21 protein-coding genes are annotated in these 24,948 nt (G+C 66.2%); 15 read left to right on the top strand and 6 right to left on the bottom strand.

Annotation, left to right across the window (positions count from 1 at the left end; all coding sequences use genetic code 11):
• Nucleotides 1-11 precede the first annotated feature (11 nt).
• On the top strand, nucleotides 12-1,334 hold the full coding sequence (locus LK440_RS00525) for an aconitase/3-isopropylmalate dehydratase large subunit family protein (protein ID WP_005016540.1): 1,323 nt from the start codon (nucleotides 12-14) through the stop codon (nucleotides 1,332-1,334).
• A complete protein-coding gene (locus LK440_RS00520; protein ID WP_005016543.1) occupies nucleotides 1,331-2,194 on the top strand; it encodes an isocitrate lyase/PEP mutase family protein in 864 nt (287 codons plus the stop codon). Before LK440_RS00525 ends, LK440_RS00520 begins: the two co-directional genes overlap by 4 nt.
• Here the strand turns inward: LK440_RS00520 and LK440_RS00515 are convergent.
• Nucleotides 2,185-3,405, bottom strand: coding sequence for an MFS transporter (locus LK440_RS00515; protein WP_005016544.1), 1,221 nt, complete (start codon nucleotides 3,403-3,405; stop codon nucleotides 2,185-2,187). The genes LK440_RS00520 and LK440_RS00515 overlap by 10 nt on opposite strands.
• Before the next feature lie 169 nt (nucleotides 3,406-3,574).
• Here LK440_RS00515 and glyQ point away from each other — a divergent pair, with 169 nt between their 5' ends.
• From glyQ to def, 10 genes are all read left to right on the top strand, one after another.
• On the top strand, nucleotides 3,575-4,486 hold the full coding sequence (glyQ, locus tag LK440_RS00510) for a glycine--tRNA ligase subunit alpha (protein WP_005016546.1): 912 nt from the start codon (nucleotides 3,575-3,577) through the stop codon (nucleotides 4,484-4,486).
• A 1-nt stretch (nucleotide 4,487) separates the two neighbouring features.
• Complete coding sequence (gene glyS, locus LK440_RS00505) at nucleotides 4,488-6,623, top strand: glycine--tRNA ligase subunit beta (protein ID WP_005016548.1); 2,136 nt, start codon at nucleotides 4,488-4,490, stop codon at nucleotides 6,621-6,623.
• The gene (gmhB, locus tag LK440_RS00500; RefSeq protein ID WP_005016549.1) at nucleotides 6,620-7,159 is read left to right on the top strand and encodes a D-glycero-beta-D-manno-heptose 1,7-bisphosphate 7-phosphatase; all 540 of its coding nucleotides are present in this window, start codon (nucleotides 6,620-6,622) and stop codon (nucleotides 7,157-7,159) included. The genes glyS and gmhB overlap by 4 nt, the downstream gene beginning before the upstream one ends.
• 3 nt (nucleotides 7,160-7,162) lie before the next feature.
• Entirely contained in the window at nucleotides 7,163-7,891 is a 729-nt protein-coding gene (locus LK440_RS00495; RefSeq protein WP_005016551.1) for a lysophospholipid acyltransferase family protein, read from the top strand.
• Nucleotides 7,878-8,711 carry a M48 family metallopeptidase gene (locus tag LK440_RS00490; protein ID WP_005016554.1) on the top strand — a complete coding sequence of 278 codons (834 nt, stop codon included), beginning with the start codon at nucleotides 7,878-7,880 and terminating at the stop codon, nucleotides 8,709-8,711. The genes LK440_RS00495 and LK440_RS00490 overlap by 14 nt, the downstream gene beginning before the upstream one ends.
• Nucleotides 8,712-8,715: 4 nt before the next feature.
• The gene (locus LK440_RS00485) at nucleotides 8,716-9,642 is read left to right on the top strand and encodes a LysR family transcriptional regulator (protein ID WP_005016555.1); all 927 of its coding nucleotides are present in this window, start codon (nucleotides 8,716-8,718) and stop codon (nucleotides 9,640-9,642) included.
• 78 nt (nucleotides 9,643-9,720) lie between these two features.
• Entirely contained in the window at nucleotides 9,721-11,136 is a 1,416-nt protein-coding gene (gene tcuA / locus LK440_RS00480) for an FAD-dependent tricarballylate dehydrogenase TcuA (protein ID WP_005016557.1), read from the top strand.
• Nucleotides 11,123-12,205, top strand: a complete 1,083-nt coding sequence (gene tcuB, locus LK440_RS00475; RefSeq protein ID WP_005016559.1) for a tricarballylate utilization 4Fe-4S protein TcuB — start codon at nucleotides 11,123-11,125, stop codon at nucleotides 12,203-12,205. Before tcuA ends, tcuB begins: the two co-directional genes overlap by 14 nt.
• A 113-nt stretch (nucleotides 12,206-12,318) precedes the next feature.
• On the top strand, nucleotides 12,319-12,714 hold the full coding sequence (gene gloA / locus LK440_RS00470) for a lactoylglutathione lyase (RefSeq protein WP_005016560.1): 396 nt from the start codon (nucleotides 12,319-12,321) through the stop codon (nucleotides 12,712-12,714).
• Nucleotides 12,715-12,719: 5 nt separating this feature from the next.
• A complete protein-coding gene (gene def, locus LK440_RS00465) occupies nucleotides 12,720-13,253 on the top strand; it encodes a peptide deformylase (protein ID WP_005016562.1) in 534 nt (177 codons plus the stop codon).
• Nucleotides 13,254-13,266: 13 nt separating this feature from the next.
• Here the strand turns inward: def and LK440_RS00460 are convergent, their stop codons facing one another.
• Entirely contained in the window at nucleotides 13,267-15,525 is a 2,259-nt protein-coding gene (locus LK440_RS00460) for an acyl-CoA dehydrogenase (protein WP_005020201.1), read from the bottom strand.
• Nucleotides 15,526-15,643: 118 nt separating this feature from the next.
• Between LK440_RS00460 and LK440_RS00455 the strand changes: the two genes are divergently transcribed.
• Nucleotides 15,644-16,873, top strand: coding sequence for a nucleoside recognition domain-containing protein (locus LK440_RS00455; RefSeq protein ID WP_005016565.1), 1,230 nt, complete (start codon nucleotides 15,644-15,646; stop codon nucleotides 16,871-16,873).
• Here the strand turns inward: LK440_RS00455 and pyk are convergent, their stop codons facing one another.
• Nucleotides 16,874-18,316, bottom strand: a complete 1,443-nt coding sequence (pyk, locus tag LK440_RS00450) for a pyruvate kinase (protein ID WP_005016566.1) — start codon at nucleotides 18,314-18,316, stop codon at nucleotides 16,874-16,876. It lies immediately after the preceding gene.
• Nucleotides 18,317-18,411: 95 nt separating this feature from the next.
• Here pyk and LK440_RS00445 point away from each other — a divergent pair, with 95 nt between their 5' ends.
• Both LK440_RS00445 and LK440_RS00440 read left to right on the top strand, forming a co-directional pair.
• Nucleotides 18,412-19,554, top strand: coding sequence for a glycerate kinase (locus LK440_RS00445; protein WP_005016569.1), 1,143 nt, complete (start codon nucleotides 18,412-18,414; stop codon nucleotides 19,552-19,554).
• A gap of 18 nt (nucleotides 19,555-19,572) precedes the next feature.
• Nucleotides 19,573-20,052 (top strand): thioesterase family protein, encoded by a 480-nt coding sequence (locus LK440_RS00440; protein WP_005016571.1) that lies wholly within the window; start codon nucleotides 19,573-19,575, stop codon nucleotides 20,050-20,052.
• A 28-nt stretch (nucleotides 20,053-20,080) separates the two neighbouring features.
• Here the strand turns inward: LK440_RS00440 and rsmA are convergent, their stop codons facing one another.
• From rsmA to LK440_RS00425, 3 genes are read right to left on the bottom strand one after another with little or no spacing between them, the layout of a single operon-like run.
• Nucleotides 20,081-20,869: a 16S rRNA (adenine(1518)-N(6)/adenine(1519)-N(6))-dimethyltransferase RsmA gene (gene rsmA, locus LK440_RS00435; protein ID WP_005016572.1), complete on the bottom strand. Its 789-nt coding sequence runs from the start codon at nucleotides 20,867-20,869 to the stop codon at nucleotides 20,081-20,083.
• 13 nt (nucleotides 20,870-20,882) lie between these two features.
• Nucleotides 20,883-22,421 carry a peptidylprolyl isomerase gene (locus tag LK440_RS00430; RefSeq protein ID WP_032826964.1) on the bottom strand — a complete coding sequence of 513 codons (1,539 nt, stop codon included), beginning with the start codon at nucleotides 22,419-22,421 and terminating at the stop codon, nucleotides 20,883-20,885.
• Nucleotides 22,418-24,832: an LPS-assembly protein LptD gene (locus LK440_RS00425; protein WP_017685703.1), complete on the bottom strand. Its 2,415-nt coding sequence runs from the start codon at nucleotides 24,830-24,832 to the stop codon at nucleotides 22,418-22,420. The genes LK440_RS00430 and LK440_RS00425 overlap by 4 nt, the downstream gene beginning before the upstream one ends.
• Between the last annotated feature and the right edge of the window lie 116 nt (nucleotides 24,833-24,948).

Genomic DNA, 24,948 nt, shown 5'->3' with positions numbered 1-24,948 from the left:
ATGTTCCGTCTATGACTGCCCAGACCCTGGCCCAGAAGCTGCTGGCCGCCGCCGCCGGACGCGACGCGGCCCTTCCCGGCGAAATCATCACCTGCAAGGTCGCTCTCGCCATGTTCCACGATTCCAGCGGCCCACGGCGCCTGCAGCCCATGTTGCAGGATCTGGACACCGGCCTGTGGGACCGCAACAAGGTGGTGCTGGTCATGGACCACTATGTGCCGGAAGCCGACGACGAATCGCGCCGCATCGTCCGCATCGCGCGCGACTGGGCGCAGGAGCAGCGCCTGCCGCACGTCTACGACTCGGTCGGCATCTGCCACGTCGTGCTGCCCGAACATGGCCATATCCGACCCGGAATGTTCTGCGTCGGCGGTGACTCGCACTCGCCGACCGGCGGCGCGTTCGGGGCCTATATGTTCGGCGTAGGCAGCACGGAGATGCTGGGCGTGGTCAGCAGCGGCGAGATCTGGATGCGCGTGCCCGAAACCCTGATGATGTGCTGGCACGGACGCCTCGCGCCCGGGGTGATGGCCAAGGACATGATGCTCTATCTGATCGGCCGCTACGGCATGAACGGCGGGCGCTATCAGGCCGTTGAATTCTGTGGCGAAGCCGTCGGCGCCCTCTCGATGCGCGAACGCATGACACTGTCCAACCTCTCGGCCGAGATGGGCGCGCAAGCCGGCCTGATCGCGCCGGACGCCGTCACGCAGGCCTATCTGCACGACGCCGGCGCCGCGCTGACCGACATCGCGCACTGGCGATCCGACACCGGCGCGCCGGCGCATTGGCATGAGTTCGACGCCAGCACATTGGCGCCTCAGGTCGCCGCGCCGCACAGCCCGGCCAACACCGCGCCGGTCTACGACTACCCCGATACGCCCGTCCAGGTCGCCTACATCGGCGCATGCACGGGCGCCAAACTGGATGATCTGCGCGCCGCAGCCAGTGTCCTGCGCGGCCGCCGTGTGCCCCCTCAGGTGCACCTGCTGGTGGCGCCCGCCAGCCAGCGCGAACAGGCCGCCTCCGCCTTGGTGCAACTCGGGCTGCGTGCGGTCATTGCCCCCAGTTACAGCGGCCTGTATTTTCGCAATGCTTTCAACGTCGGGTTGCTGCTGCTGACCTGCGCACGGGCCCACGAGATTGCGGCCGGCGACTCGATCGAACTGGACCTGCCCGGCCAATGCGTGCGCAAGGTCGACGGCACCGTTCTGCCCTGCGAACCCGTGCCCGACTTCCTGCTCGATATGGTGCAGGCCGGAGGCCTGCTGATGCAACTCAAACGCCGTCTGGCAGACGGCAGCCTGCCCCGCCATCCCATGAGTGCCCTATGACTTCTTCCGCATTGAAATCCCGTCTGCGAACGGGCCAGGCCTTGCTGGCTCCCGGCGTTTATGACGCGCTGTCCGCCCTGATCGCTGAGCAAACCGGCTTTGACGCCCTGTATCTGTCGGGAGCCTCCATCGCCTATAGCCGGCTCGGGCGTTCGGACGTCGGCCTGACCACCTACAGCGAGGTCGAGTCCGTGCTGGGCCGCATCACCGAGCGCGTGCGCTGCCCGGTCATCGTCGACGCCGATACCGGCTTTGGCAATGCGCTCAACGTCCAGCGCACCGTACGCGGGCTGGAGCGCGCCGGCGCGGCCATGATTCAGCTCGAAGACCAGGACTTCCCCAAGCGTTGCGGCCATCTGGAGGGAAAGTCGCTCGTCTCGGCTGACGAGATGTGCGGCAAGCTGCGCGCCGCGCTCGACGCCCGGCAGAACGACGATACGCTGATCCTGGCACGCACCGATGCGGTGGCCGTCGAGGGGCTGGAGGCGGCCCTCGAACGCGCCGAGCGCTATCTGAACTGCGGCGTGGACGCCCTGTTCATCGAGGCCTTGCGCTCGCCCGCCCAGATGGATGCCGCCTGCGCGCAGTTTGCCGGCCGGGTACCGTTGCTGGCCAACATGGTCGAAGGCGGTCAAACGCCGATAGAAAGCGCCCAGGCTCTGGCCGCCCGCGGCTTCCAGATCGTGATTTTCCCGGGTGGCACCGCGCGGGCCGTCGCCCACACCCTGCAAGGCTATTACGGCAGCCTGCTGGCCCAGGGCAGCACCGCCGCCTGGCGCTCGCAGATGCTGGACTTCGACCAGCTCAATGACGTCATCGGCACACCCGAACTGCTGGCCCGGGCAGAACGCTACCGCTGAGCCGGCCCGCGCGGCAGGCGACGCCAGAATACCGCCGCAGCGGCCAGACCCAGCGCGCCCATGGCCGCCACCCCGGCAGCCAGCGACACCAACGCGGTCAGGGCAGACAGCAGCACCGGGCCGAGGCTGCTGCCCAGGTCTGCCATAAAGCGCCATATGCCCAGAAACTCGGTGCGGCCATGCGCGGGCGAGGCGTCGGCGCCCAGGGTCATCACGATACCGGAACTGATGCCATTGCCCAGGCCCAGCAGCATGGCCGTGACGACAAAGGCCACCGTCCCCCCTGACAACGCGATGCCGATAAATGCCAGCCCCATCATCAGCGCCGACGGCAGCGCCACGGCGCGCCGCCCGCGGCGGTCCATCAGCACGCCTGCCGGATAGAACACCGACATGTCCACGGCGGCAACCAGCCCATAAATCAAGGACGTGACCGCCGCGTCTATCCCCAGATGATCCGCCCATAAGGGGATGACCACCTGGCGCGATGCCCGCACGGCGCTCACCAGCAAAATGCCCAACCCAAGCGTGAGATAGACCTGGCGATGGGCGCGAAACACCTCATGCATACGCGGGCGGGCAAGCGGCACCGCCCCGGCTGCGGCCGGGGTTTTCATATCGGGCGCGACCGCCGCGATGGCGCCCGCGCCCAACACGGCCACCAGCGCCACCCAGTAGGCGCCCTGCAGATCGATCAGATGTATCAACGCCGCGCCGGCGAATGGCCCGACGAACACGCCGATACGCATGGTGCCGGCCAGCGTGGACAAGGCGCGAGCCCGCATCCAGACGGGCACGGCGTCCACCATATACCCCTGGCGTGCCAACAGGAACACCGACGACGCCACCCCCACCATGAACACGCCGGCAGCCAGCGCCCAGATCGAGGAGGCGAAAATGCAGAGCAACATGGCCACGGCGCTGACCAGCGATGCCGCCACCATCGACCGGAGCTCGCCATGACGCGCCGTAAACAGCGCGGCGGGAATATTGCTCACCAGCGACCCCACGCCCACCAGCGCCACGATGAAACCCGAGGCGGCCATCGACGCGCCCAGATCGCGGGCACTCAGCGCGATCACCGGCAAAATGGCGCCGTTGCTCACCCCGTAGAGCAAGGAAGGGCCAAAGGCGGGGATGGCGATGGCGCGCAGCCGGAAATCAGAATCGGGATCGGTATCGGGCACGGTAGGCGGCAAGGTGAACGGCAAAAGCCTGCGGACGGGCAGCGGCTATTCTAGCCAGACCCGTCCCCTGTCGCGAACGCGCCGGCGGCCGGCAAAACGCTGCCGGCCCACCCCCGGCGCCAAGGCCAGTTAAAATGCCGGGTTTTCCACGCTGGCGGGCGGCGCGCCCAACGCGCCCCAATTTCCAACTTCTATGCTTACCTTTCAGCAAATCATCCTCACGCTCCAGGAGTACTGGGACAAACAAGGTTGCGCCCTGCTGCAGCCCTATGACATGGAAGTCGGCGCCGGTACCTCGCACACGGCGACCTTTCTGCGCGCCATCGGGCCGGAACCCTGGCGCGCCGCCTATGTCCAGCCCTCGCGCCGCCCCAAGGATGGCCGCTACGGCGAAAATCCCAACCGCCTCCAGCACTACTACCAGTATCAGGTCGTGCTCAAGCCGGCGCCGCCTGAAATCCTGGATCTCTACATCGGTTCGCTCAAGGCCCTGGGCATCAATCCGGCCGAGCACGACATCCGTTTCGTCGAGGATGACTGGGAAAATCCCACGCTGGGCGCCTGGGGCCTGGGCTGGGAAGTCTGGCTCAATGGCATGGAAGTCACCCAATTCACCTATTTTCAGCAGGTCGGCGGGCTGGACTGCACGCCCACGACCGGCGAGATCACCTATGGCCTGGAGCGTCTGGCCATGTATCTGCAAGGTGTCGAAAGCGTATACGACCTGGTCTGGACGGAAGGCGCCAATGGCCGCCGCGTGCTGTACCGCGACGTGTTCCACCAGAACGAGGTCGAGCAATCCACCTACAACTTCGAGCACTCCTCGGCCGAGATGCTGTTCGCACATTTCAACGATTACGAAGCCGAGGCCAAACGCCTGATGGACGTGCCGCTGGCCCTGCCGGCCTACGAGGCCGCGCTGAAAGCCGCCCACACCTTCAACATGCTCGATGCGCGTGGCGCCATCAGCGTGACCGAGCGTGCCGCCTATATCGGCCGCATCCGCAACCTGTCGCGCGCCGTCGCGCAGGCCTACTACGACTCCCGTGAACGACTGGGCTTTCCCATGCTGGGCGGCAGCGCCCCCGCCGGGGAGGCTGCCTGACATGACCACCACTATCCGCCCCCTGCTGGTTGAACTGCTGACCGAGGAACTCCCGCCCAAGGCCTTGAATCGCCTGGGACAGTCCTTCGCTGAAGGCGTGCGCGCCACGCTGGACCGCCTGGGCCTGCTGGCCCCGGACTGCCAGGTCACCGCCTACGCCACACCGCGCCGGCTGGCCGTGCATCTGTCCGCCGTACGGGCGCAAGCCCCCGACCAGGCCTATGCCGAAAAGCTCATGCCAGCCAAGATCGGCCTGACCGAAGACGGCAAGGCCACCCCCGCGCTGATCAAGAAACTGGCCTCCAAGGGTCTGGAGCATCTCAACCCCGCCACGCTGGAACGCGAATCCGATGGCAAGCAGGACTACCTGATCGCCCGTGGCACCGCGCCCGGCGCCCAGTTGGCCGCCGGCCTGCAGGAGGGCCTGGACACGGCCCTCACCGGACTGCCCATCCCCAAAGTGATGCGCTATCAGTTGGCCGACGGCGTCAGCAGCGTGAAGTTCGTGCGCCCCGCCCACCGCCTGATCGCCCTCTTTGGCGCGGACATCGTTCCGGTGTCGGCCCTGGGCCTTCAGGCCGGCCGCAACACGTTGGGCCACCGCTTCATGAGCGAAGGCGACGTCGTGATCTCGCAGGCCGACGCCTACGAGCCCACGCTGGCGCAGGCGCGCGTGGTGGCGTCCTTCGAGAAACGCCGCGCCGATATCGACCAGCAACTGCAGACGCAGGCCACCCGCCTGTCGGCCACGTTGGGCAATGACCCCGAAGTGGCGGCGCTGCTTGACGAAGTCACGGCCCTGGTCGAACACCCCACCGTTTACGTGGGCCAGTTCGAGGAACAATTCCTGCAGGTTCCGCAGGAATGCCTGATCCTCACCATGCGCCTGAACCAGAAATATTTTCCGCTGTTCGATCCGGCCACGGGCAAGCTCACCCACCGCTTCCTGATCGTCAGCAACATGGAAGTCGCCGACCCCGTCAACATCGTCGAAGGCAATCAGCGTGTCGTGCGGCCACGGCTGGCCGATGCGCAATTCTTCTTCGAGACCGACCGCAAGGTGCCCCTGGCCGCACGCGTCGAGCCGCTGGGCAGCATCGTCTATCACAACAAGCTGGGCACCCAGCTCGAACGCGTCGACCTCGTGCGCGCCATCGCGCGTGGCGTGGCCGAAGCCCTGGGCGCGAACGTGTCCGCAAGCGACCGCGCCGCGCTGCTGGCCAAGGCCGACCTGGGCTCGAACATGGTGGGAGAATTCCCCGAGCTGCAAGGCGTCATGGGCGCGTACTACGCCGCCGGTGACGGCGAGCCCGCCGAGGTGGTCGAAGCGCTGCGCACGCAGTACCGCAACCGCTACGACAGCCCGGTCACGGCCGAGACCCTGACTGCCGCGGTCCTGTTCATCGCCGAGCGGGCCGAAACCCTGGTCGGCATCTGGGCCATCGGCCTGGCGCCCACCGGCGAGCGCGATCCTTTCGGCCTGCGCCGCGCCGCGCTGGGCCTGATCAGCGCATTCGAGCAACTGGCCGCCGGCGGCTGGCTCAAGATCAGCGAGAACGGCCCGCTGTCGCTCACCAGCCTGCTGGGGCTGGCCGGCGCGAGCTTCCCGGCCGGCAAAGTGCCCGCCAGCACCCTGCCCGAAGTACAGGCATTCATCTATGAACGCTACCGCAATCAACTGATCGCCGAGCATGATCGCAACGCCGTCGAAGCCGTGATCGCGCTCACGCCGCCGCTGCATCAGGTCGCAGACCGTGTGCGCGCCGTCACGACGTTCAGCCAGATGCCCGAAGCCGCCAGCCTAGCTGCGGCCAACAAGCGCATCGGCAACCTGCTGAAAAAGGCCGAAGGCGACATCGGCGCCGTCGACAACGCACGGTTGGCCGATGCGGCCGAGAAAGCCCTGGCCGAAGCCATCGCCACGCTCGGCCCGCAGGCCGGCGCACAACTGGCTGCGGGCGACTTCGCCGGCAACCTGCGCACGCTGGCCCAGGCCCGCCAACCCGTGGACGCCTTTTTTGCCGACGTCATGGTGATGGCCGACGATCCGGCGCTGCGCGCCAATCGCCTGGCCTTGCTCAAGCAACTGCATGGCCTGATGAACCAGGTCGCTGACATCTCCAGGCTGGCGCAGTGAAACTCATCATCCTGGACCGCGACGGGGTCATCAACCGCGACAGCGACGCCTTCGTCAAATCCCCTGACGAATGGGTGGCTTTGCCAGGCAGCCTGGAAGCCATCGCCCGCCTGAGTCAGTCGGGCTGGAGGGTGGTCGTGGCCACCAACCAGTCGGGGTTGGCGCGCGGGCTGTTCGACATGGACACGCTCAACGCCATCCATATCAAGATGCGCCGTCAACTGGCCGCGCTGGGCGGCAGCATCGACGCGATTTTTCTGTGCCCGCATGGACCGGAAGATGGCTGCGCCTGCCGCAAACCGCGGCCGGGCATGATGCACGACATCGCCCTGCGCTACGACGCCGATCTGAACGGCGTGCCCGCGGTGGGCGACTCGCTGCGCGACCTGCAGGCCAGCGCGTCGGCCGGCTGCTCGCCCTGGCTCGTGCTGACCGGCAACGGCGAGAAGACCCGCGCCAAAGGCAACCTGCCCGAGGGCACGCGGGTCGGCGCCCATCTGGGCGAAGTGGTCGACCTTCTTTTGCAGGACGAATAAGCCATGGCCTGGTTGCGCTCGTTTCTCTACATGGTGTTCCTGTCCGTCACGGTCATCCCCTACGCGTTTGCCTGCATTCTCTGGGCGCCGCTGCCGCTGCGTCTGCGCTACAGGCTGACCGTGGGTTGGCCGCGCCTGGCAATCTGGGGCGCCAAGGTGATCTGCGGTATCCGTTGGCAGGTCAAAGGCTGGGAAAACCTTCCCGACGGCCCCATCGTGCTTTTGTCCAAACACCAATCGGCCTGGGAAACCCTGTTTTTCCCGGGGCACATGCCGCGTCCGGTGTGCTTCGTCTACAAGAAATCGCTGCATTGGGTGCCTTTTTTCGGCTGGAGTCTGGCGTTGCTGCGCATGATTCCCATCGACCGCGCCAAAGGCCGTGACGCCTTCGAGCAAGTCGTGCGAGAAGGGCAGAAATGCCTGGACGACGGCCGCTGGCCGCTGCTGTTTCCTGAGGGCACGCGCGTGCCGCCAGGACAGATGGGCCGCTTCAAGATGGGCGGCGCCCTGCTGGCCTCGCGCACGGGTGCCTCCGTGATTCCGGTCGCCTTGAACGCCGGCGAATGCTGGCGCCGCAATGCCTTTGTCAAGCGGCCCGGGCTGGTCACCGTCTTCTTCGGGCCCGCCATCGCATCGCAAGGGCTCACCCCTGACGAACTCAACGCCAAGGTCCATGCCTGGATCGACGCGGAAATGCGCACGCTCAGTCCAGAAAGGTATGACCAGCGCTGATCAGCTCGAACTCTCGTTCGACGCCGGCGCGCCGTCTGCCTCCATTGCCACCCCCTGCCCCGATCCCTTGCCCGCCGGCGCCCGCTGGCGCGAGGTGCAAACGCCACAGCAAGTCATCGGTTTCGTACTGCTGCGCTCACGCCGCCGCAGCATCGGTTTCGTCATCGCCGACGACGGCCTGCGGGTGACCGCGCCCAACTGGGTGACACTGGCCCAGATCGACGACGCCGTGCGCGAAAAAGCACGCTGGATACTGTCCAAGCTGCGCGACTGGCACGCCCGCCGCGAACAGCTCGCGATGTCGCAGACTCGCTGGCAGGCCGGCGGCGAACTGCCCTACCTGGGCAAGCGCATCATCATCGGTCTGGCGGCCGACGGACGGCAGGCCCATCTCGACGGCGATGCCGCCAACCCGCTCGATGGTGCCACGCTCTGGCTGCCGCTGCCGGCCACCGCCGACGCCTCGCGCATCCGCGGCGCCGCGCAAGCGTGGCTGCAGCAACGTGCCGGCATCCTCTTTGGCGAGCGCCTGGCTCATTTCCTGATGCGCACCGGTCTGCAGATCCGCCGCTGGCGCCTGTCGTCGGCGGCCACCCGCTGGGGGTCGTGCACCAGCGACGGCAACATCATGCTCAACTGGCGTCTGATCCACTTCAGTCCCGACATCATCGATTACGTCATCGCCCACGAGCTCGCGCATCTGCGCGAGATGAACCACAGCCAGGATTTCTGGGCCGAAGTCGGCCACATCCTGCCCGGATTCGAAGCCGCCAAGAAAGTCCTGCGCCGCCACGATCCCGCCACGCTGCCCCGGTTCTGACACCATGGAACTGCGCCAGCTGCGCTACTTCGTCAAGGTCGTCGAATGCGGCAGCCTGGGGCGTGCGGCCACCGAACTGGGCGTGGTCACCTCGGCCCTGAGCCAGCAGATCAGCCGGCTGGAAGGCGAGCTGAGCACACGCCTGCTCACGCGCACCTCCACCGGTGTCGTGCTGACCGATGCCGGCCTGGCCTTTCTGCGGCAGGCGCAACTGTCGCTGCGCCACGCCGACGATGCCATGAAGGCCGCGCGCGAGTCGCGCCTGAGCGGGCACGTCAGCATCGGACTGGTACAGACCACCGCCTCGGTGCTGGCGCTGCCGTTCATGCGCGCCATGCGCCAGCGCTATCCGGATGTACGCCTGCGGCTGGTCGAAAGCCTGTCCGGCCATTTGTCCACGATGCTCAATGCACGGCAGCTGGACCTGGCCATCGTCTTTCAGACCGAAACCGCCCGGCGCTGGAGCGTCATGCCCCTGCTGGACGAAAGCCTGTTTCTGATTGCGCGCGACGATATGCCCGGCCTGCCCCCGGCCGGGCGGGTGCGGCTGCGCGATCTGACGGGGCTGCCACTGCTGCTGCCCAGCGACAGCCATGGCCTGCGCGCACTGGTCAACAACGGCTTTGCCCGCTTCAATGAGCGGCCCGACCTGGTCGCCGAAATCGACGGGCTGGATGTCCTGATGGAACTGGTCGAGGCCGGCCTGGGCGCGACGATCCAGCCCGGCGCGGCCACCGTGCGCCTGCGCGGTGCCCCCTTGGCCACCCGCCAGATCCGCGACCGCCAACTGGCTCGCAGCAATCTGCTGGTCAGCCTCTCGGACGACGAACTGTCGCCGGCCGCATTGGCCGTCAGGGTCCTGCTGGCTCAGGTGGCTGCCGACCTGGTGCGCGCCGGCGCATGGCCTGGCGCTACCCTTCACAAATCGTGAAGAGGCATTGCCCGCCGCCTTCTGGCGGGCGTTGAACGCGCATCCTATAGTCGCCACCATCTGAAGATGGACGACAACATGATAGACGTACTCGTGATCGGCGGCGGCAACGCCGCTTTGTGCGCGGCGCTGATGGCCCGCGAGGCCGGCGCCAGTGTGCTGCTGCTCGAGGCCGCGCCACGGGAATGGCGCGGCGGCAACTCCCAGCACACCCGCAACCTGCGCTGCATGCACGACGCTGCCCAGGATGTGCTCATCGACGCCTACCCCGAAGAAGAGTACTGGCAGGACCTGCTTAAGGTCACCGGTGGCATGACCGACGAAAAGCTCGCGCGCCTGGTCATCCGCGCGTCATCGTCCTGTCGCGACTGGATGCGCAGCCATGGCGTGAACTTTCAACCGCCCTTGTCCGGCGCGTTACACGTAGCGCGTACCAATGCCTTTTTCATGGGCGGAGGCAAAGCGCTGGTCAATGCCTATTACCGCAGCGCCGAGAAACTGGGGGTGCAGATACGCTATGACGCTGCGGTCGACGCGCTGGAACTGCAAGATGGCCGCTTCGTGGCCGCCCGCATCGGTGCCGAGCGCATCGAAGCGCGCAGTTGCGTGCTGGCCGCCGGCGGTTTCGAGTCCAACCTCGAATGGATGCGTCAAGCCTGGGGCCAGAACGAGCGCGGCGAATGGCCGGCCGACAACTTCCTGATCCGCGGCACACGCTTTAACCAGGGCGTGCTGCTCAAGTTCATGATGGAAGCGGGCGCGGACATCATCGGCGACCCCTCGCAATCCCATTGCGTGGCCATCGATGCGCGTGCGCCACTCTACGACGGCGGCATCTGCACGCGGATCGACTGCGTCTCGCTGGGCGTGGTCCTCAATCGCGACGCGCAACGCTTCTATGATGAGGGCGAGAATTTCTGGCCCAAGCGTTACGCCATCTGGGGTCGCCTGGTCGCCATGCAACCCGGGCAGATCGCCTACTCCATCATCGACGCCAAGGCCGTGGGCCGATTCATGCCACCGGTGTTTCCGGGCGTGCGCGCCAACTCGCTGGCCGAACTCGCCGAAAAACTGCAACTCGACCCACAGCGTTTCGTGGCCACGATCGACACCTACAACCAGGCCTGTCGCGTCGGCCGCTTCGACCACACCAGCCTGGACGACTGTCACACCGACGGCCTGACACCGGCCAAGACACACTGGGCCCGCCCCATCGACACCGCCCCTTTCTTCGGGTATGCGCTGCGGCCGGGCATCACCTTCACCTATCTGGGCCTGAAAGTCGACGAAACCGCCGCCGTGCGTTTCGGCGGCAAACCCAGCGACAACCTGTTCGTGGCCGGCGAGATGATGGCCGGCAATGTGCTTGGCAAGGGCTATACCGCCGGTGTCGGCATGTCCATCGGCACGGCCTTCGGCCGCATCGCCGGCACCCGGGCCGCCGCGGCAGCGCGGGACCTGGCCCAAGAAGGAGCCCATCGTGCAGCAGCTTGAACACCTTGCCCGCCAGGCAGAACTGACCGGCGCCGCCCCCGCCAGCGCGCAACCCCTGACATTCGTCGCGCATGCCACCACGGCGGGCGCGCGCATGAGCGCAGACGAAAGCGAGGTGGCACGCATGATGCAGATCTGCAATGCCTGCCGTTATTGCGAAGGCTTCTGCGCGGTCTTTCCCGCCATGACGCGCCGGCTGGAGTTCGACAAAGGCGACGTCAATTACCTGGCCAACCTCTGCCACAACTGTGGCGCCTGTCTGCATGCCTGCCAGTACGCGCCGCCACACGAATCCGGCGTGAACGTGCCGCAGGCCATGGCGCGCGTGCGCATGCAGACCTATACCGACTACGCCTGGCCTCAGGCGTTGGGTTCGCTGTACAAACACAATGGGTTGACCCTGTCGTTGGCCGTGGCCGCGACGCTGGCGCTGTTTCTGGTGCTGGTGGTGAGCATCAATGGCGGCTGGCTGCACGCCCCCCTGGCCGGCAACTTCTACGCCATCTTCCCGCACAACACGCTGGCGCTGATGTTCGGCGTGGTGTTCGCTTTCGCCGTGGTTGCGCTGGCCGTGGGTGTGATCCGCTTCTGGCGCGATGTCAGCCCCGGCGCGGCGAGCGGCCCGGCGGTGGCCGAAGCGGCGCACGACGCACTGCGGCTGAAATACCTCGATGGCGGGCATGGCAAGGGTTGCAACGAGGCCGACGACGCCTTCACCTTGGCTCGCCGGCGTTTCCATCATTTCACCTTCTACGGCTTCATGCTGTGTTTTGCCGCGACCTCCGTCGCCACCCTCTACCACTATCTGCTGGACCTGCACGCGCCGTATCCCTTCTTCAGCCTGCCCGTGCTCCTGGGCACGGCCGGCGGCCTGGGTCTGCTGCTGCTGGCGCTACGCGACACGGGCTGGATGGGGATAATGCTGGCGGTGCATCTGGGCGTGGTGATGGCGCTGTTTCTGACCCTGCCTTATGGCAAATTCGCCCACGGCATCTTCCGCTGCGCCGCACTACTGAAATCGTCCATCGAAAAATGCCAGCCCAGCAAACTGCAACTGGGCTCCGATTAGGAAAACCCTCGAGGCGGGCGCCGATTCGGCAGCCCTCGCGGCATCCGGCGCCCCCCTGTTACGATTGGGGTCTGAACGCCGCGCTTGGCGCGGCTCGCCTTGAGGATAGAAATATGCGTTTTCTGCACACCATGCTGCGTGTCGGCAATCTCGAAAAATCCCTGGACTTCTACACCAACGTGCTGGGCATGCGCCTGCTGCGCAAGAAAGACTACCCCGATGGCCGTTTCACGCTGGCCTTCGTCGGCTACCAGGACGAAGATGAAGGCGCCGTCATCGAACTGACCCACAACTGGGACACCGAGCAGTACGATCTGGGCAATGGCTATGGCCACGTCGCGCTCGAAGTCGACAACGCCTACGAAGCCTGTGACAAGGTCAAGGCCAAGGGCGGCAAGGTCACGCGCGAAGCCGGCCCGATGAAGCATGGCACCACGGTCATCGCCTTCGTCGAAGACCCCGACGGCTACAAGATCGAATTCATCCAGAAAAAAGGCCGCGCGGACTAACACCCATGATTCACCCCATCCTGAAAATGGGCGATCCGCGCCTGCTGCGGGTGGCCGCTCCGGTGACGGACTTCGGCAGCGCTGCGTTACGGCAACTGATCGAAGACATGTTCGAAACCATGATCGCCGCCAACGGCGTCGGCCTGGCCGCGCCGCAGATCGGCGTGGATCTGCAACTGGTGATCTTCGGTTTCGAGCGCAACCCACGCTACCCCGACGCCCCGGCGGTGCCCCAGACCGTGCTGTGCAATCCGGTCATCACGCCGCTGTCCGATGAGATGGAGGACGGCTGGGAAGGCTGCCTGTCGGTACCTGGCCTGCGCGGACGGGTGCCGCGTTACCGCCATATCCGCTACCAGGGCAGCGATCCCGATGGCCAACGCATCGACCGCGAGGCCAGCGACTTCCACGCGCGCGTGGTTCAGCACGAGTGCGACCATCTTATCGGCCGCCTCTATCCTTCGCGGATCCAGGATTTTTCGCAGTTTGGCTACACCGAAATCCTGTTCCCCGATATGGACCCCAATCAGGACGATTGAGGCCCATCCAGGCTCAGAGCGCGCGGTGCGCCGGGCTTTCGGTCTGGCCGGTCAGTTCTTCCGGCGCGAAGTCGTCGACCGCGACCACTTCCGCCACGGCCGCTTCGGCGGCCAGAATCTGGGCCGCGACCTCGTCGCTGATGGCCCCGGCCTGGTGCGCCTGGCGCCAATCTTTGACACCCTCGCGCCGCAGCCGGTCTCGCAACGGTCCCAAGGCCGTCACCCGCGCAAAGGCCTCCTCCAGCGTGGCGATGGCGTCTTTGCCCCCCCGCGCTGCAGATCGGCGTTGAGCCGGTCGCGCGTGGCCGAAGGCTCCAGCAACACGTTGGCGCACTCGCGTGTGAGCGCATCGCTCGGCCCGCGCGCCAGTCGCATGGGCAGGATGACAGCGCGCAACGCGACGGCCGCGGCGCGGCGCGGCGCGGCGCGGCAGATTGGACAGGACCTGATCCATGGCCTGCTCGATGCGCAGGCAACCCTCCTCCATCCCCCAGGCCACCAGCGGCAGATCGGCGTGGCAACGGCCCTCGTCGTCCCAGCGCTTTAGCAGGGCCGACAACAGATAAAGCTCGGACAGGATATCGCCCAGTCGCGCGGACAACATTTCGCGCCGCTTCAGCGAACCGCCCAGCAGCGCCATGGAAACATCCGCCAGCAGGGCAAACCCGGCTGAATAGCGGCTCAACCGGCGGAAATACCGGCTGACCTCACGCACCGGCGGGGCGGGTGCGAACAGCCCCCCCGTCCATGCACGCCCCCAGGCGCGCAGAAAGGTCATGCCGCTGTGCCGCATATGCGACCAGAACGCCTGCTCGAATTGCGCCTGCCCTACGGCCTGATCGGTCTCTCCCAGCGCCATGACCTCGCGCATCAAATAGGGATGGGCGCGGATGGCGCCCTGACCGAAGACGATGAGGCAGCGCGTGAGGATGTTGGCGCCCTCCACGGTAATGGCGATGGGCAGCGCGCGGTAGAGCGCGCCGAGGTAATTGCCCGGCCCGTCGATCACCGCCTTGCCGCCGTGGATATCCATGGCGTCGTTGACCGACATGCGCATGCGTTCCGTCGCGTGGTATTTCATGATGGCCGAAACCACCGCCGGTTTGTGGCCTTGATTCAGCGCCGCGCACGTCAGCCGCCGGGCCGCCTCGATCAGATAGGCGTGGCCCGCCAGGCGCGCCAGCTTCTCCTGCACCCCCTCGAACCGTCCTACCGGGATACCGAACTGGCGGCGCACTCGCGCGTACATCCCCGAGGTGTGCGCGCTGATGACCGCGCCGGCGGCCGACAGCGACGGCAGGGAAATACCGCGCCCGGCCGCCAGCGCGCTCATCAGCATCTGCCAGCCGTGTCCGGCCTTGGCCGGGCAGCCAATGAGCGCTTCGATCGGCACGAAGACATCCCGGCCGTGGTTCGGGCCATTCTGAAATACCTGCATGGACGGCAGATGGCGACGGCCGATTTCGACCCCGGGCGCATCCGTGGGCACCAAGGCCACCGAAATGCCGATCTCTTGCGGCCCGCCCAGCAGCCCGTCCGGATCGCGCAACTTGAAGGCCAGGCCCAGCACCGTGGCCACCGGCCCGAGCGTGATATACCGTTTGTGCCAGTTAAGGCGGATACCCAACAACTCCTGCCCATCGATCACCTGGCGGCACACCACGCCGACGTCGGTCATCGCCGCGGCATCGGACCCGGCCTGCGGACTGGTGAGCCCGAAGCAGGGGATCTCACGGCCATCGGCCAGCCGCGGCAACCAGAACTCGCGCTGCGCATCCGTACCGAACTGCAGCAGCAACTCACCAGGGCCAAGCGAATTGGGCACCATGATCGTCACGCCGGCGGTGATCGAATAGGCGGAGACGCGTCGCACGACTTCGGAATGCGCGTAAGGCGAAAAACCCAGTCCGCCGTATTCCTTGGGGATGATCATACCGAAGAAGCGCTCGCGCCGCATGAGATCCCAGACCTCGGCAGGCAGATCCCGCCGCTTCCACTCGATCTCCCATTCGTCGAGCAGCGCACACAAGCGGGCTACCGGCCCGGCGATGAACTGGCGCTCTTGTTCGGTAAACGTGGCCGCGGGCACCGCGAGCAACTTGTTCCAGTCCGGGTTGCCGGTAAACAGGTCGCCGTCCCACCAGACGTCGCCCGCCTCGATGGCCTCGCGCTCTGTGGCCGACAGGCCTGGCAGCGCCGCCCGGGCCCAGTGATAGGCGGGCTCGGAAATGCGTTTGCGACGCCACTGCGCCAAGCGTGATCTGACACTCATGGCTGTCCTCCGCGGGAGCATGATTATGTAACCAAGTTACCAGTTTGAACGGCCTCGCACAAACCTGCCGCGATGGCGGTCTGCGACAATAGCGCCACCCCTGCTTCCCTGGTGAGCAATGCTGAACAAACTCTGGCTGGCTTTCTTTCTGGTTGCCGCGGCCGCAGGCCTGGTGCGTTGGATCGGGCTGGGCGAGCCCGACGTGTTCCGTGCCATCGTCGCCAGCCTGTTCGAGATGGCGCGCGTCTCGGTCGAGGTCATGGTGCTGCTGTTCGGCACGCTGACGCTTTGGCTGGGATTCTTGCGCATCGCCGAGGTCGCCGGCCTGGTCGGCACGTTGGCCCGGCTGCTCGGGCCGCTGTTTGCGCGATTGATGTCGGACGTACCGCGCAACCACCCTGCCATCGGCCTGATCACGCTCAATTTCGCGGCCAATGGCCTCGGCCTGGACAATGCCGCCACGCCCATCGGCCTGCGAGCCATGCGTGAACTGCAGTCGCTCAACCCGCGGCCCGACACCGCCAGCAACGCGCAGATTCTCTTTCTGGTGCTCAACGCATCGTCCCTGACGCTCTTGCCGGTCACGCTGTTCATGTTCCGGGCCCAGCAGGGCTCGCCCGACCCCACGCTGGTCTTTCTGCCCATTTTGCTTGCCACCTGCGCCTCCACGCTGGCCGGCCTGCTCGCCGTGGCGGTCTGCCAGCGGCTCAGGCTCTGGGATCCGGTCGTGCTGGCCTGGCTGGGCGGCAGCGCCTTGCTGCTTGGCGGCTTCATGGGGCTGCTGGCCGGCATGTCCGCCAGCGCCATCGCCGCCCTGTCGTCGCTGTTGGGGAATCTGACCTTATTTGCCGTGCTGGTGGCCTTCCTGGTGGTCGGCGCATGCAAAAAAGTCCCCGTCTATGAAAGCTTTATCGCCGGCGCCAAAGAGGGTTTCGGTATCGCGCGCGATCTGCTTCCTTATCTGGTGGCCATGCTGTGTGCCGTCGGCGTGCTGCGCGCCTCGGGCGCGCTGGACTTCCTGCTCGATGGCATTCGCTGGCTGGCGGCGTCGGCCGGCTGGGACACCCGCTTCGTTGACGCCCTGCCCACCGCCCTGGTCAAACCGTTTTCGGGCAGCGCCGCGCGTGCCATGATGCTCGAAACCATGGCGCACTTCGGCGTGGACAGTTTTCCGGCGCTGCTATCCGCCGTCATGCAAGGCAGCACCGAAACCACCTTCTACGTGCTGGCGGTGTACTTCGGCTCGGTGGGCATCATGCGCGCGCGTCACGCCGTCGGCTGCGCGCTCATCGCCGACCTGGCCGGTGTGCTGGCGTCCATCGGCGTGTGCTACTGGTTTTTCGGCTGATCACTCCACGCGCAATATCTTCATGCCATTGGTGCCGCCGCTGTCGCGATAGAAGTCCCCCTTGGTCAGGATGACCCAATCGCCGGTCTCGACGCGGCCACGCTGCTTGAGCGCCTCGATGGCCGCGTCGCTGAGCTCGGCCGGCTCGTAGTCGGCTGGCGCGAATGGCACGGTATACACCCCGCGCAGGAGCGCGGCGCGATTCTGCGTCAACGGATGCGGGCTGTAGCAATAGATAGGTACGCCCGAGCGGATGCGTGACATGATCAGCGGCGTATGCCCGCTTTCCGTCAGGGCGATGATGGCTTTGACGCCCGGAAAGTGATTGGCCGCATACATGGCCGCCAACGCGATCGTCTCGTCGCAGCGCGTGAACGTTTCGCCCAAACGGTGATGCGAATGCGTGGTGGTCGGATGCTTTTCCGCCCCGAGGCAAATCCGGGCCATGGCCTGCACCGCCTGCACCGGGTATTGCCCCGACGCGCTTTCCGCCGACAACATGACCGCATCGGTGTAATCCAGCACCGCGTTGGCCACGTCAGATACCTCGGCGCGCGTCGGCATCGGGCTGGAAATCATGGACTCCATCATCTGCGTGGCAGTGATGACCAGCTTGTTCAGGGTGCGGGCATGCTGGATGATGCGTTTCTGGATACCGACCAGCTCGGCGTCGCCGACTTCCACTCCCAGATCGCCGCGCCCCACCATCACGCCATCGCTGGCACGGATGAGCGAATCCAGCGCCTCGTCGTCGGCAACGGCTTCGGCGCGCTCGATCTTGGCGATGATCCAGGCCTCGCTGCCCGCCGCCCGCACCAGGGCGCGCGCCTCGTCGATATCATGGCCATAGCGCGGAAACGACACCGCCACGTAGTCCAGCGCCAGCTCGGCGGCCAGCCGGATGTCCTCGCGATCCTTGTCCGTGAGGCTGGGCGCCGAGATTCCGCCTCCCCGCCGATTGATGCCCTTGTTGTTTGACAACGAGCCGCCCACGGTCACCGTGGTGTGGACCTCGTCACCCACGACACGATCCACCTGCAGGACGATGCGGCCATCGTCGAGCAAGAGCTCGTCGCCGGGCCGACAGTCATGCACCAGCTCGGGAAAATCGATCCCGACCACGGTGGCGTTACCGGCGTCTTTGGGATGGGTGCGCGACAGCGTGAAAGGCTGGCCCACCGCCAGCGTGACCTGCTTGTCGGCAAACCGCGCGATGCGGATCTTCGGCCCCTGCAGATCGCCCATGATGGCCACAAAGCGCCCGCGCTCGGCAGCCAGCCGGCGTATCGTGCGCGCGCGCTCGCGGTGGTCATCCGCGCTGCCATGAGAGAAATTCAAGCGGGCCACGTCCATGCCGGCGTCGATCAGCGCGCCGATCATCTGCGGTGTTGAACTGGCAGGCCCCAGGGTTGCGACAATTTTGGTGCGGCGCAATACAGTCATGAATACGCTCAGGGAGGAGTCCACAGGAAACCCTATGGTACGCCGCCTCGAGGCACGCGGGTATCATGGCCGCTTGCCTCGACACAGGAGCGGCCGTGAAGATCGTCATTGCCCCGGATTCGTTCAAGGAAAGTCTCAGCGCCGCCGACGCGGCGCGCGCCATCGAGCGCGGCGTCAAGCAGGCCTGCCCCGGCGCTCACACCGTGCTCGTGCCCATGGCCGACGGCGGCGAAGGCACGGTCGAGGCCGTCTTGGCGGCCACGGGTGGACAGGCCCGCCAGACACGTGTGCGCGACGCGCTGGGCCGCGACACCTTGGCGCAATGGGGCTGGCTCGATGACGCAACGGCCGTCATCGAAATGGCATCGGCCGCCGGCCTGGAAGGCATCGCCGCGGCGCAGCGCGACCCGCTGGGCGCCGATACCTATGGCGTAGGTCAATTGATCCTGGCGGCCCTGGACGACGGCGCCCGCACACTCATCCTGGGGCTGGGCGGCTCGGCCACCACCGACGGCGGCAGCGGCATGCTACGAGCGCTGGGCGCGCGTTTTCTGGATGCCCAGGGCAAGGAGATCGCGCCCGGCGGCGCGGCGCTGCAAACGTTGGCCCGCATCGACCTCGACGGCCTGGATGCGCGTCTGGCCAGCCTGGATGTGCACGTCGCCTGCGACGTCGACAATCCGCTGTGCGGCCCGCAAGGGGCGGCGCATGTCTTCGGCCCCCAGAAGGGCGCCAATCCTCAACAGGTCGCGCAACTCGACGCCGCACTCGGCCAACTGGCCACTATCGCTCATCACACGCTGGGGCACGACCATCGCGACACCGCAGGTGCCGGAGCCGCCGGCGGCCTGGGCTTTGCCGCGCACGCGTTTCTGCGCGCCCGGTTTCGGCCGGGCGTGGAACTCGTCGCCGAACGGGGAGGCCTGGCGCAAGCGCTGCAAGGCGCCACGCTGGCCTTCACCGGCGAAGGCCGCATGGATGCGCAGACCTTGCGCGGCAAGACACCGGCCGGCGTCGCCCGCCTGGCCCAACAGGCGGGAGTGCCCGTGGTGGCCCTGGCCGGATCGCTGGGCGAAGGCTACGAAGCCTTGCACCCGGCGGGTATCACCGCCGCGTTCAGCCTGCTGCCCGGCTCGCACACCTTGGAGCATGCCCTGACGCATGCCAGCGACTACCTCACCGCGCGCGCGCGCGATGTCATGCAACTGTGGATGGCGGCCGCCCGGCGTCGTCTGTGAACCCTGCGACAACTCCCCATGACAGACCTGCCTCGTACCACGCTCAGCGTCGATCCGGCCTGGATCGACGCCTACGGCCACATGAACGCCGCTCACTATGTAGGCGTCTTCGATGGCCTGGGTTTCGAACTTCTGGGACAGGCGGGCGTGGGCCTGGATTACACCCGCACGAGCGGCTGCGGCATTTATACGATGCATATCCAGGTCGCCTACATGCGCGAGGTGCTCGACGGCGATCCCCTGGCGCTGCAACTGCGCTTGCTCGATGCCGATGACAAACGCCTGCTTTGTCTGATGGAGCTCTGGCAGACGCGCGACAACTATCTGGCCGCCACGATGGAGCAGCTTTCGCTACATGTGGATCTCAGCCTGCGCCGCGCCACGCCGTTTGCACCGGATCTGGCCCGGCGGCTGGCTGGCATCGTCCAGGCGCATGCCCGCCATCCACTGCCCCCCGGCTACCAGCGCATCCTGCCGCTCAAGCCGGCGCGCGGCTAGCCCCTTCAGGCCAGGCCGCAGCCAGACGCTAGCCCTTGACCACGCCGGCGTTGACCAGCGCGTCGGTCAGGCCAATGAACTGCGCCACGCCGATTTCCTCGGCGCGCGCCGTGGGCGGCACGCCAACGGCTTCCCAGGGCACGTGGGCCGCCCAGTCACCCAGTCCCCGGCGCAGCATCTTGCGCCGCTGCGAGAAGGCTCGCGCCACGACAGCTTCAAAGGCCGCCGCGCTCACCGGACGCGGCCGATCCGCGCCCAGGGGGATCATGCGCACCACCGCCGAGACCACGCGCGGAGGCGGGTCGAAGGCCTCGGGAGGGACATCAAACAACTTCTCCATGCGATAGCGCGATTGCAGCATCACCGACAAGCGGCCGTAGTCGGCCGTGCCGGGCTCGGCCACCATGCGATCGATGACCTCACGCTGCAGCATGAAATGCTGATCGCGCACCAGATCCGCTGCGCTCATCAGGTGAAACAACAAGGGGCTGGAGATGTTGTAGGGGAGGTTGCCCACCACCCGCATACCCGCGCCAAACTGGCCGAAGTCCACGGTCAGGGCGTCGGCCTCGACCACCACGAGGCGTTCGGGCGGATACTTCTTGCGCAGACGGGCAGCAAGGTCGCGATCGATCTCGACCACGGACAGCGTGTCCAGCTTCTCCAGCAAGGGAGCGGTAAGGGCCGACAGGCCGGGGCCGATTTCGACCACGGCGTCGTCACGCGCGGGCGCGATGGCCCGCACGATGGACTCCACCACACTCTCGTCGGTGAGAAAGTGTTGGCCAAAGCGCTTGCGCGCCTGGTGTTGCGACATGGTGCTTCCGTACTCAGCGGTTGTTCTGCTCGATGCGGTCCTGCTTTTCCAGGCGATTGTCGATGAAAGCCTGGCCACGCAGTTGCTCCATCCAATCCTCGAACGCCGGGCCGGCGCGACGCTCGAACAGCGTCTGGCGGGCCTGCATGCGCTGAACCTCGTCGGTGACGTCTTTTTCGCGGCGCTCCAGCACCTGGACCAAGTGCCAGCCGAACGGCGACTCGATGGGCTGGCTGACCTCGCCCGGCTTGAGCGAATTCATGGCAGCCTCGAACGACGGCACCATCTCCCCCGGATTGACCCAGCCCAGATCGCCGCCTTGCGGCGCCGTGGCATCCTGCGAATACTGGCGCGCCATGTCTTCAAACTTGGCTCCGCCCGCAGCGAGGCGCTGGCGCACCTGCTCCAGACGCTGGCGCGCCTGGTCATCGCTCATGACAGTCGAGGTCTTGATCAGAATGTGGCGGGTATGCGTCTGCGTCACACGCACCGGGCCTTGCGAGGCACGCTGGCCGGGCGCCTGTGCGGCCGGGGCGGGGGCGGGGGCGGGACGTTGCTGCGCGCGGGCCGGGGCCCGGCCATCGGCGCGCTGCAACACCTTCAGGATATGGAAGCCATTGCCCGACTGCACGATGCCGCTGACCTGTCCGGCCGGCACGCCTTGCACGGCCTTGACGAAGAGATCCGGCCAGCCGTCGAGCGTGCGCGCGCCCATGACGCCACCTTGCAGCGCCTCGGGGCCATCGGAGGCCGCAGCCGCCACGCTGGCGAAATCATCGCCTCGCTTGAGGCGGGCCAACACCTCCTCGGCCTTCTTGCGCAGGCTGGCTACCGTCTCGGGCGATGAACCCTCGGGTACGCGCACCAGGATCTGCGCCAGCGCGATCTGCTCCGGGCCCGCCGCTTGAGGCTGAGCCTGCTGCGGCGCGGGTGCGGCAGCAGGCGCCGCAGCCTCGCGCTGCAGCGCCGGATTGCGTGCCTGATCCTTCAGATAGGCGTCGACCTCGGCGTCGGTGATGACGATGTGGTTATCGATGGTGCGCTGACGCAGGCGATCGGCGCGGATTTCGTCGCGCAGCGACTTGCGGTACTCATCCCAGCTCACGCCGCTCTTTTCGACTTCGGCGCGCAACTGCTGCTGCGTGATCTTGTTGCGCGTGGCCACCATGTTGATGGCCTGATTGACCTGATTATCATCGACGCGGATGCCGAGACGGTCGGCTTCCTGGCGCTCCAGGCGCTCGAAAATCAACCGTTGCAACACTTGCTTCTGCAGCGTCCTGTCGTCGGGCAGTTGAATGCCGCGGCGCTTGAGGTCCACTTTGGCGCGCGTGGTGGCTTCCTGCACCTCGCGCATGGTGATGACATCCTTGTTGACGATGGCGGCGATGCCGTCGACAAACTGCTCGGAGGACGCGGCGGGCGCCTTGGTCGGTGCCGGCTTGGCGGCTCCTGCTTTGTCCGCTGCGTGAGCCAAGGGCATGGCCAGGCCCAAGGCCAGCGCCAGAAGGCTGCCGCGAAAACGGCGCGACGAGTGCAACCTACGCATCATTCATACCTTTCAAATGTCGTGCCTGCCGCGGCAGGCTGCGAAACCGGCTGATAGCCCGGAATGCTCTTATCGAGCAGCTTGAGGGGATCGGTCCCCAAAGCACCCAGCCCGGTCAATTCGAGCTGGAAGAAAATCGCCGTATTGGTGTCGTTGGCCGCCACGGCATAACGCTGGAAGACCATCCGGCCCGTCCAGCAGCAATCGCCCTTGTACTCGACCCCGGCAATGGCCTGCGTCACCCGCGGACCATCCGAAGCACCGACCACCGAGCCCGGGTCGGACTTGATAGCGTAGTCGATACGGCCCACGCCATACCAACGGTTGGTGAAGGGCCATTGCAGCGCCAACGTGACCTGATTCTGTCCGCGCGGCGCGTAGGAGATGTTGTTGATCGGGTCGCGCTGATAACGATAGGCCACCGCCACCGTCGTTTGACGCTGCGGCGACCAGCGCGCGCTCACCAGCCCGCGCGACCAGTTGTTGTCATACGGGTTGTATTGGGCGGCGACATCGGTCGTCAGCGTGTCGGTCAGGGCCGCACTGGCACCCACCAGGAAATCCGAGCGCACGTTTTCGCGGGGCGTCTCGCCCGGCAAGGTGACGCGCTGGTCTTCGAAGTACAGGCGTTGCGCCACGGACAGCGCCACCCGCTGAAAGCCCGTGTTGGCGTCCAGCCAGTGCGTGGTGAGCGCGGCAGTCAGTTGGTTCGCATTGGCGATGCGATCCCAGCCGCCGGTGTAAACGTTTTCCTGGAAAGCCTGCTCAAAGCTGAAGTCCGACAGACTGGTGTCATAGACCGGCAGAGCATCCTGATTGCGGTAAGGCACCCGCAGGTAATACAGGCGCGGCTCCAGCGTCTGCGTCGATTCTTTGCCGAACAGCGTCGTGGGGCGTTCGAAGGTCATCCCCGCATCCACGGAGAAGATCGGTACCGTGCGCGAGTCGGTCGCCTGGTAGGGCGACATGCTGCCCAGTTTGTTCCAATCGGTGTTGAACCAGGAGGTGTGGTACTGGGTGTAGTTCACGCCGACCTTGGGCGTGATGTACCAGCCGGCACGCACGATGGGATAGGAAATCGTGGGATAAGCCTGCAGGCGCTCGCCTTCCTGGCCGACGCGCGTGCCCGCAAACAACGCGCGGCGGAATCGCACGGCGGTGGAGTCCATGCGTACGTCGAAACCGTTCCAGTCGTAACGCGCGCCCTGCAGGAAGATCTCCGGCTCTTTGTTGTACGGCGGGACGATGGGCGCGTCGGGATCCTGCAACGTGCGGTACTTGTAGACCTGCACATAGGTCTGCCAATAGCTGGACGACCAACCCACCCGCGCCTGGCGGGGCAGATACGTCGTCGAAGCCGTATTCAGGCCCAGCGTGGTCATGTCGCGATAATAATTATCATCGGACACGCCGTTGATATCCCAGTCGGCGTAGAAGCCGCCGCCGAAGAACTGCCGGTGCGTCAGGCGGTACATATAGCGGTCAAAACCGGCGTCGTGGTCGTTGGGCAGATAGGTGCCCGACACCGACCCGACATAGCTCTCGCCCAGATAGCGCCCTTCGCCACCGATCTGCAGACCACGCTTGCCCATATAGCGCGTGATCAGCGTGGCGTCGTAATTGGGCGCCAGGTTGAAGTAATACGGCACCGAGATATCCAGCCCGGTCTTGCTCGACGAGCCGTAGGTTGGCAACAGGAAGCCCGACTTGCGCTCCTTGCGGATCGGGAACGTCAGGTAGGGCGACGCCAGAATCGGCACGTCCTTGAAGTACAGCACCCCATTGCGGGCCACGCCTTCATTCTCATCGAAATCCAGGTCGACGGTATTGGCCTCGATGTACCAGGACGGCTTGGCGCAGGGACAACCGCTGTAGGTGACCTCGGTCAGGCGCATCTGCGAACGGCTGAAGATGTCCGCATGGTCGGCGCGGGCCGTGCCGCCGCTGGCGCCGATCCAGAAATTGGGCTGCTCGATCTCGCCGCTGTAGGTATTCATGTTGAGCCGGGCCGACGGACCGGTCACCAGCGTGGCGTCGCGCATGATGCGCGCATTGCCTTGGACGTTCACGTCGCCCGTTTCATTGCTGTAGTGGATGCTGTCGCCCTTGACCACCCCGTCGAGACGCCGCACCTGGGCGTTGCCCTTGAGCGTGATCTCCGAATCGGGATCGCCGGCGATCTCATCGGCTTCGAGATAGGCGGGAATCTGCTCGTCGGGAAAGTGGCGGACCCGCAAGCCCGGCGAGATACGCAGGCCGGGCATCTCCTGAGCCGAGTCCGCAGCGGCGCCGGCCGTGGTAGTACTGGCTGCCGGGCTTCCCTTTTTGACCGGGGCGACATCCTGGCTGCCTTGAGCCTGAGCGGCCCCGGCGACGCTGAAAGCGGAGAGGATCAACCACCTGATCATATGCACGAGTAAAAACCAACCTGTGTCTGTGAGGACTTGCCAGCCCCGGGCGGACGCTGGATTGACCCGGTATTATAGAGAAGCCTCGCCGACCCGGTTTCCCCGATCGCCCGAGGCTGGGC

The sequence above is a fragment of the Bordetella holmesii genome (assembly GCF_020735985.1).
Lineage (GTDB): Bacteria > Pseudomonadota > Gammaproteobacteria > Burkholderiales > Burkholderiaceae_B > Bordetella > Bordetella holmesii.
This window is presented reverse-complemented; position numbering and strand designations above follow the sequence as displayed.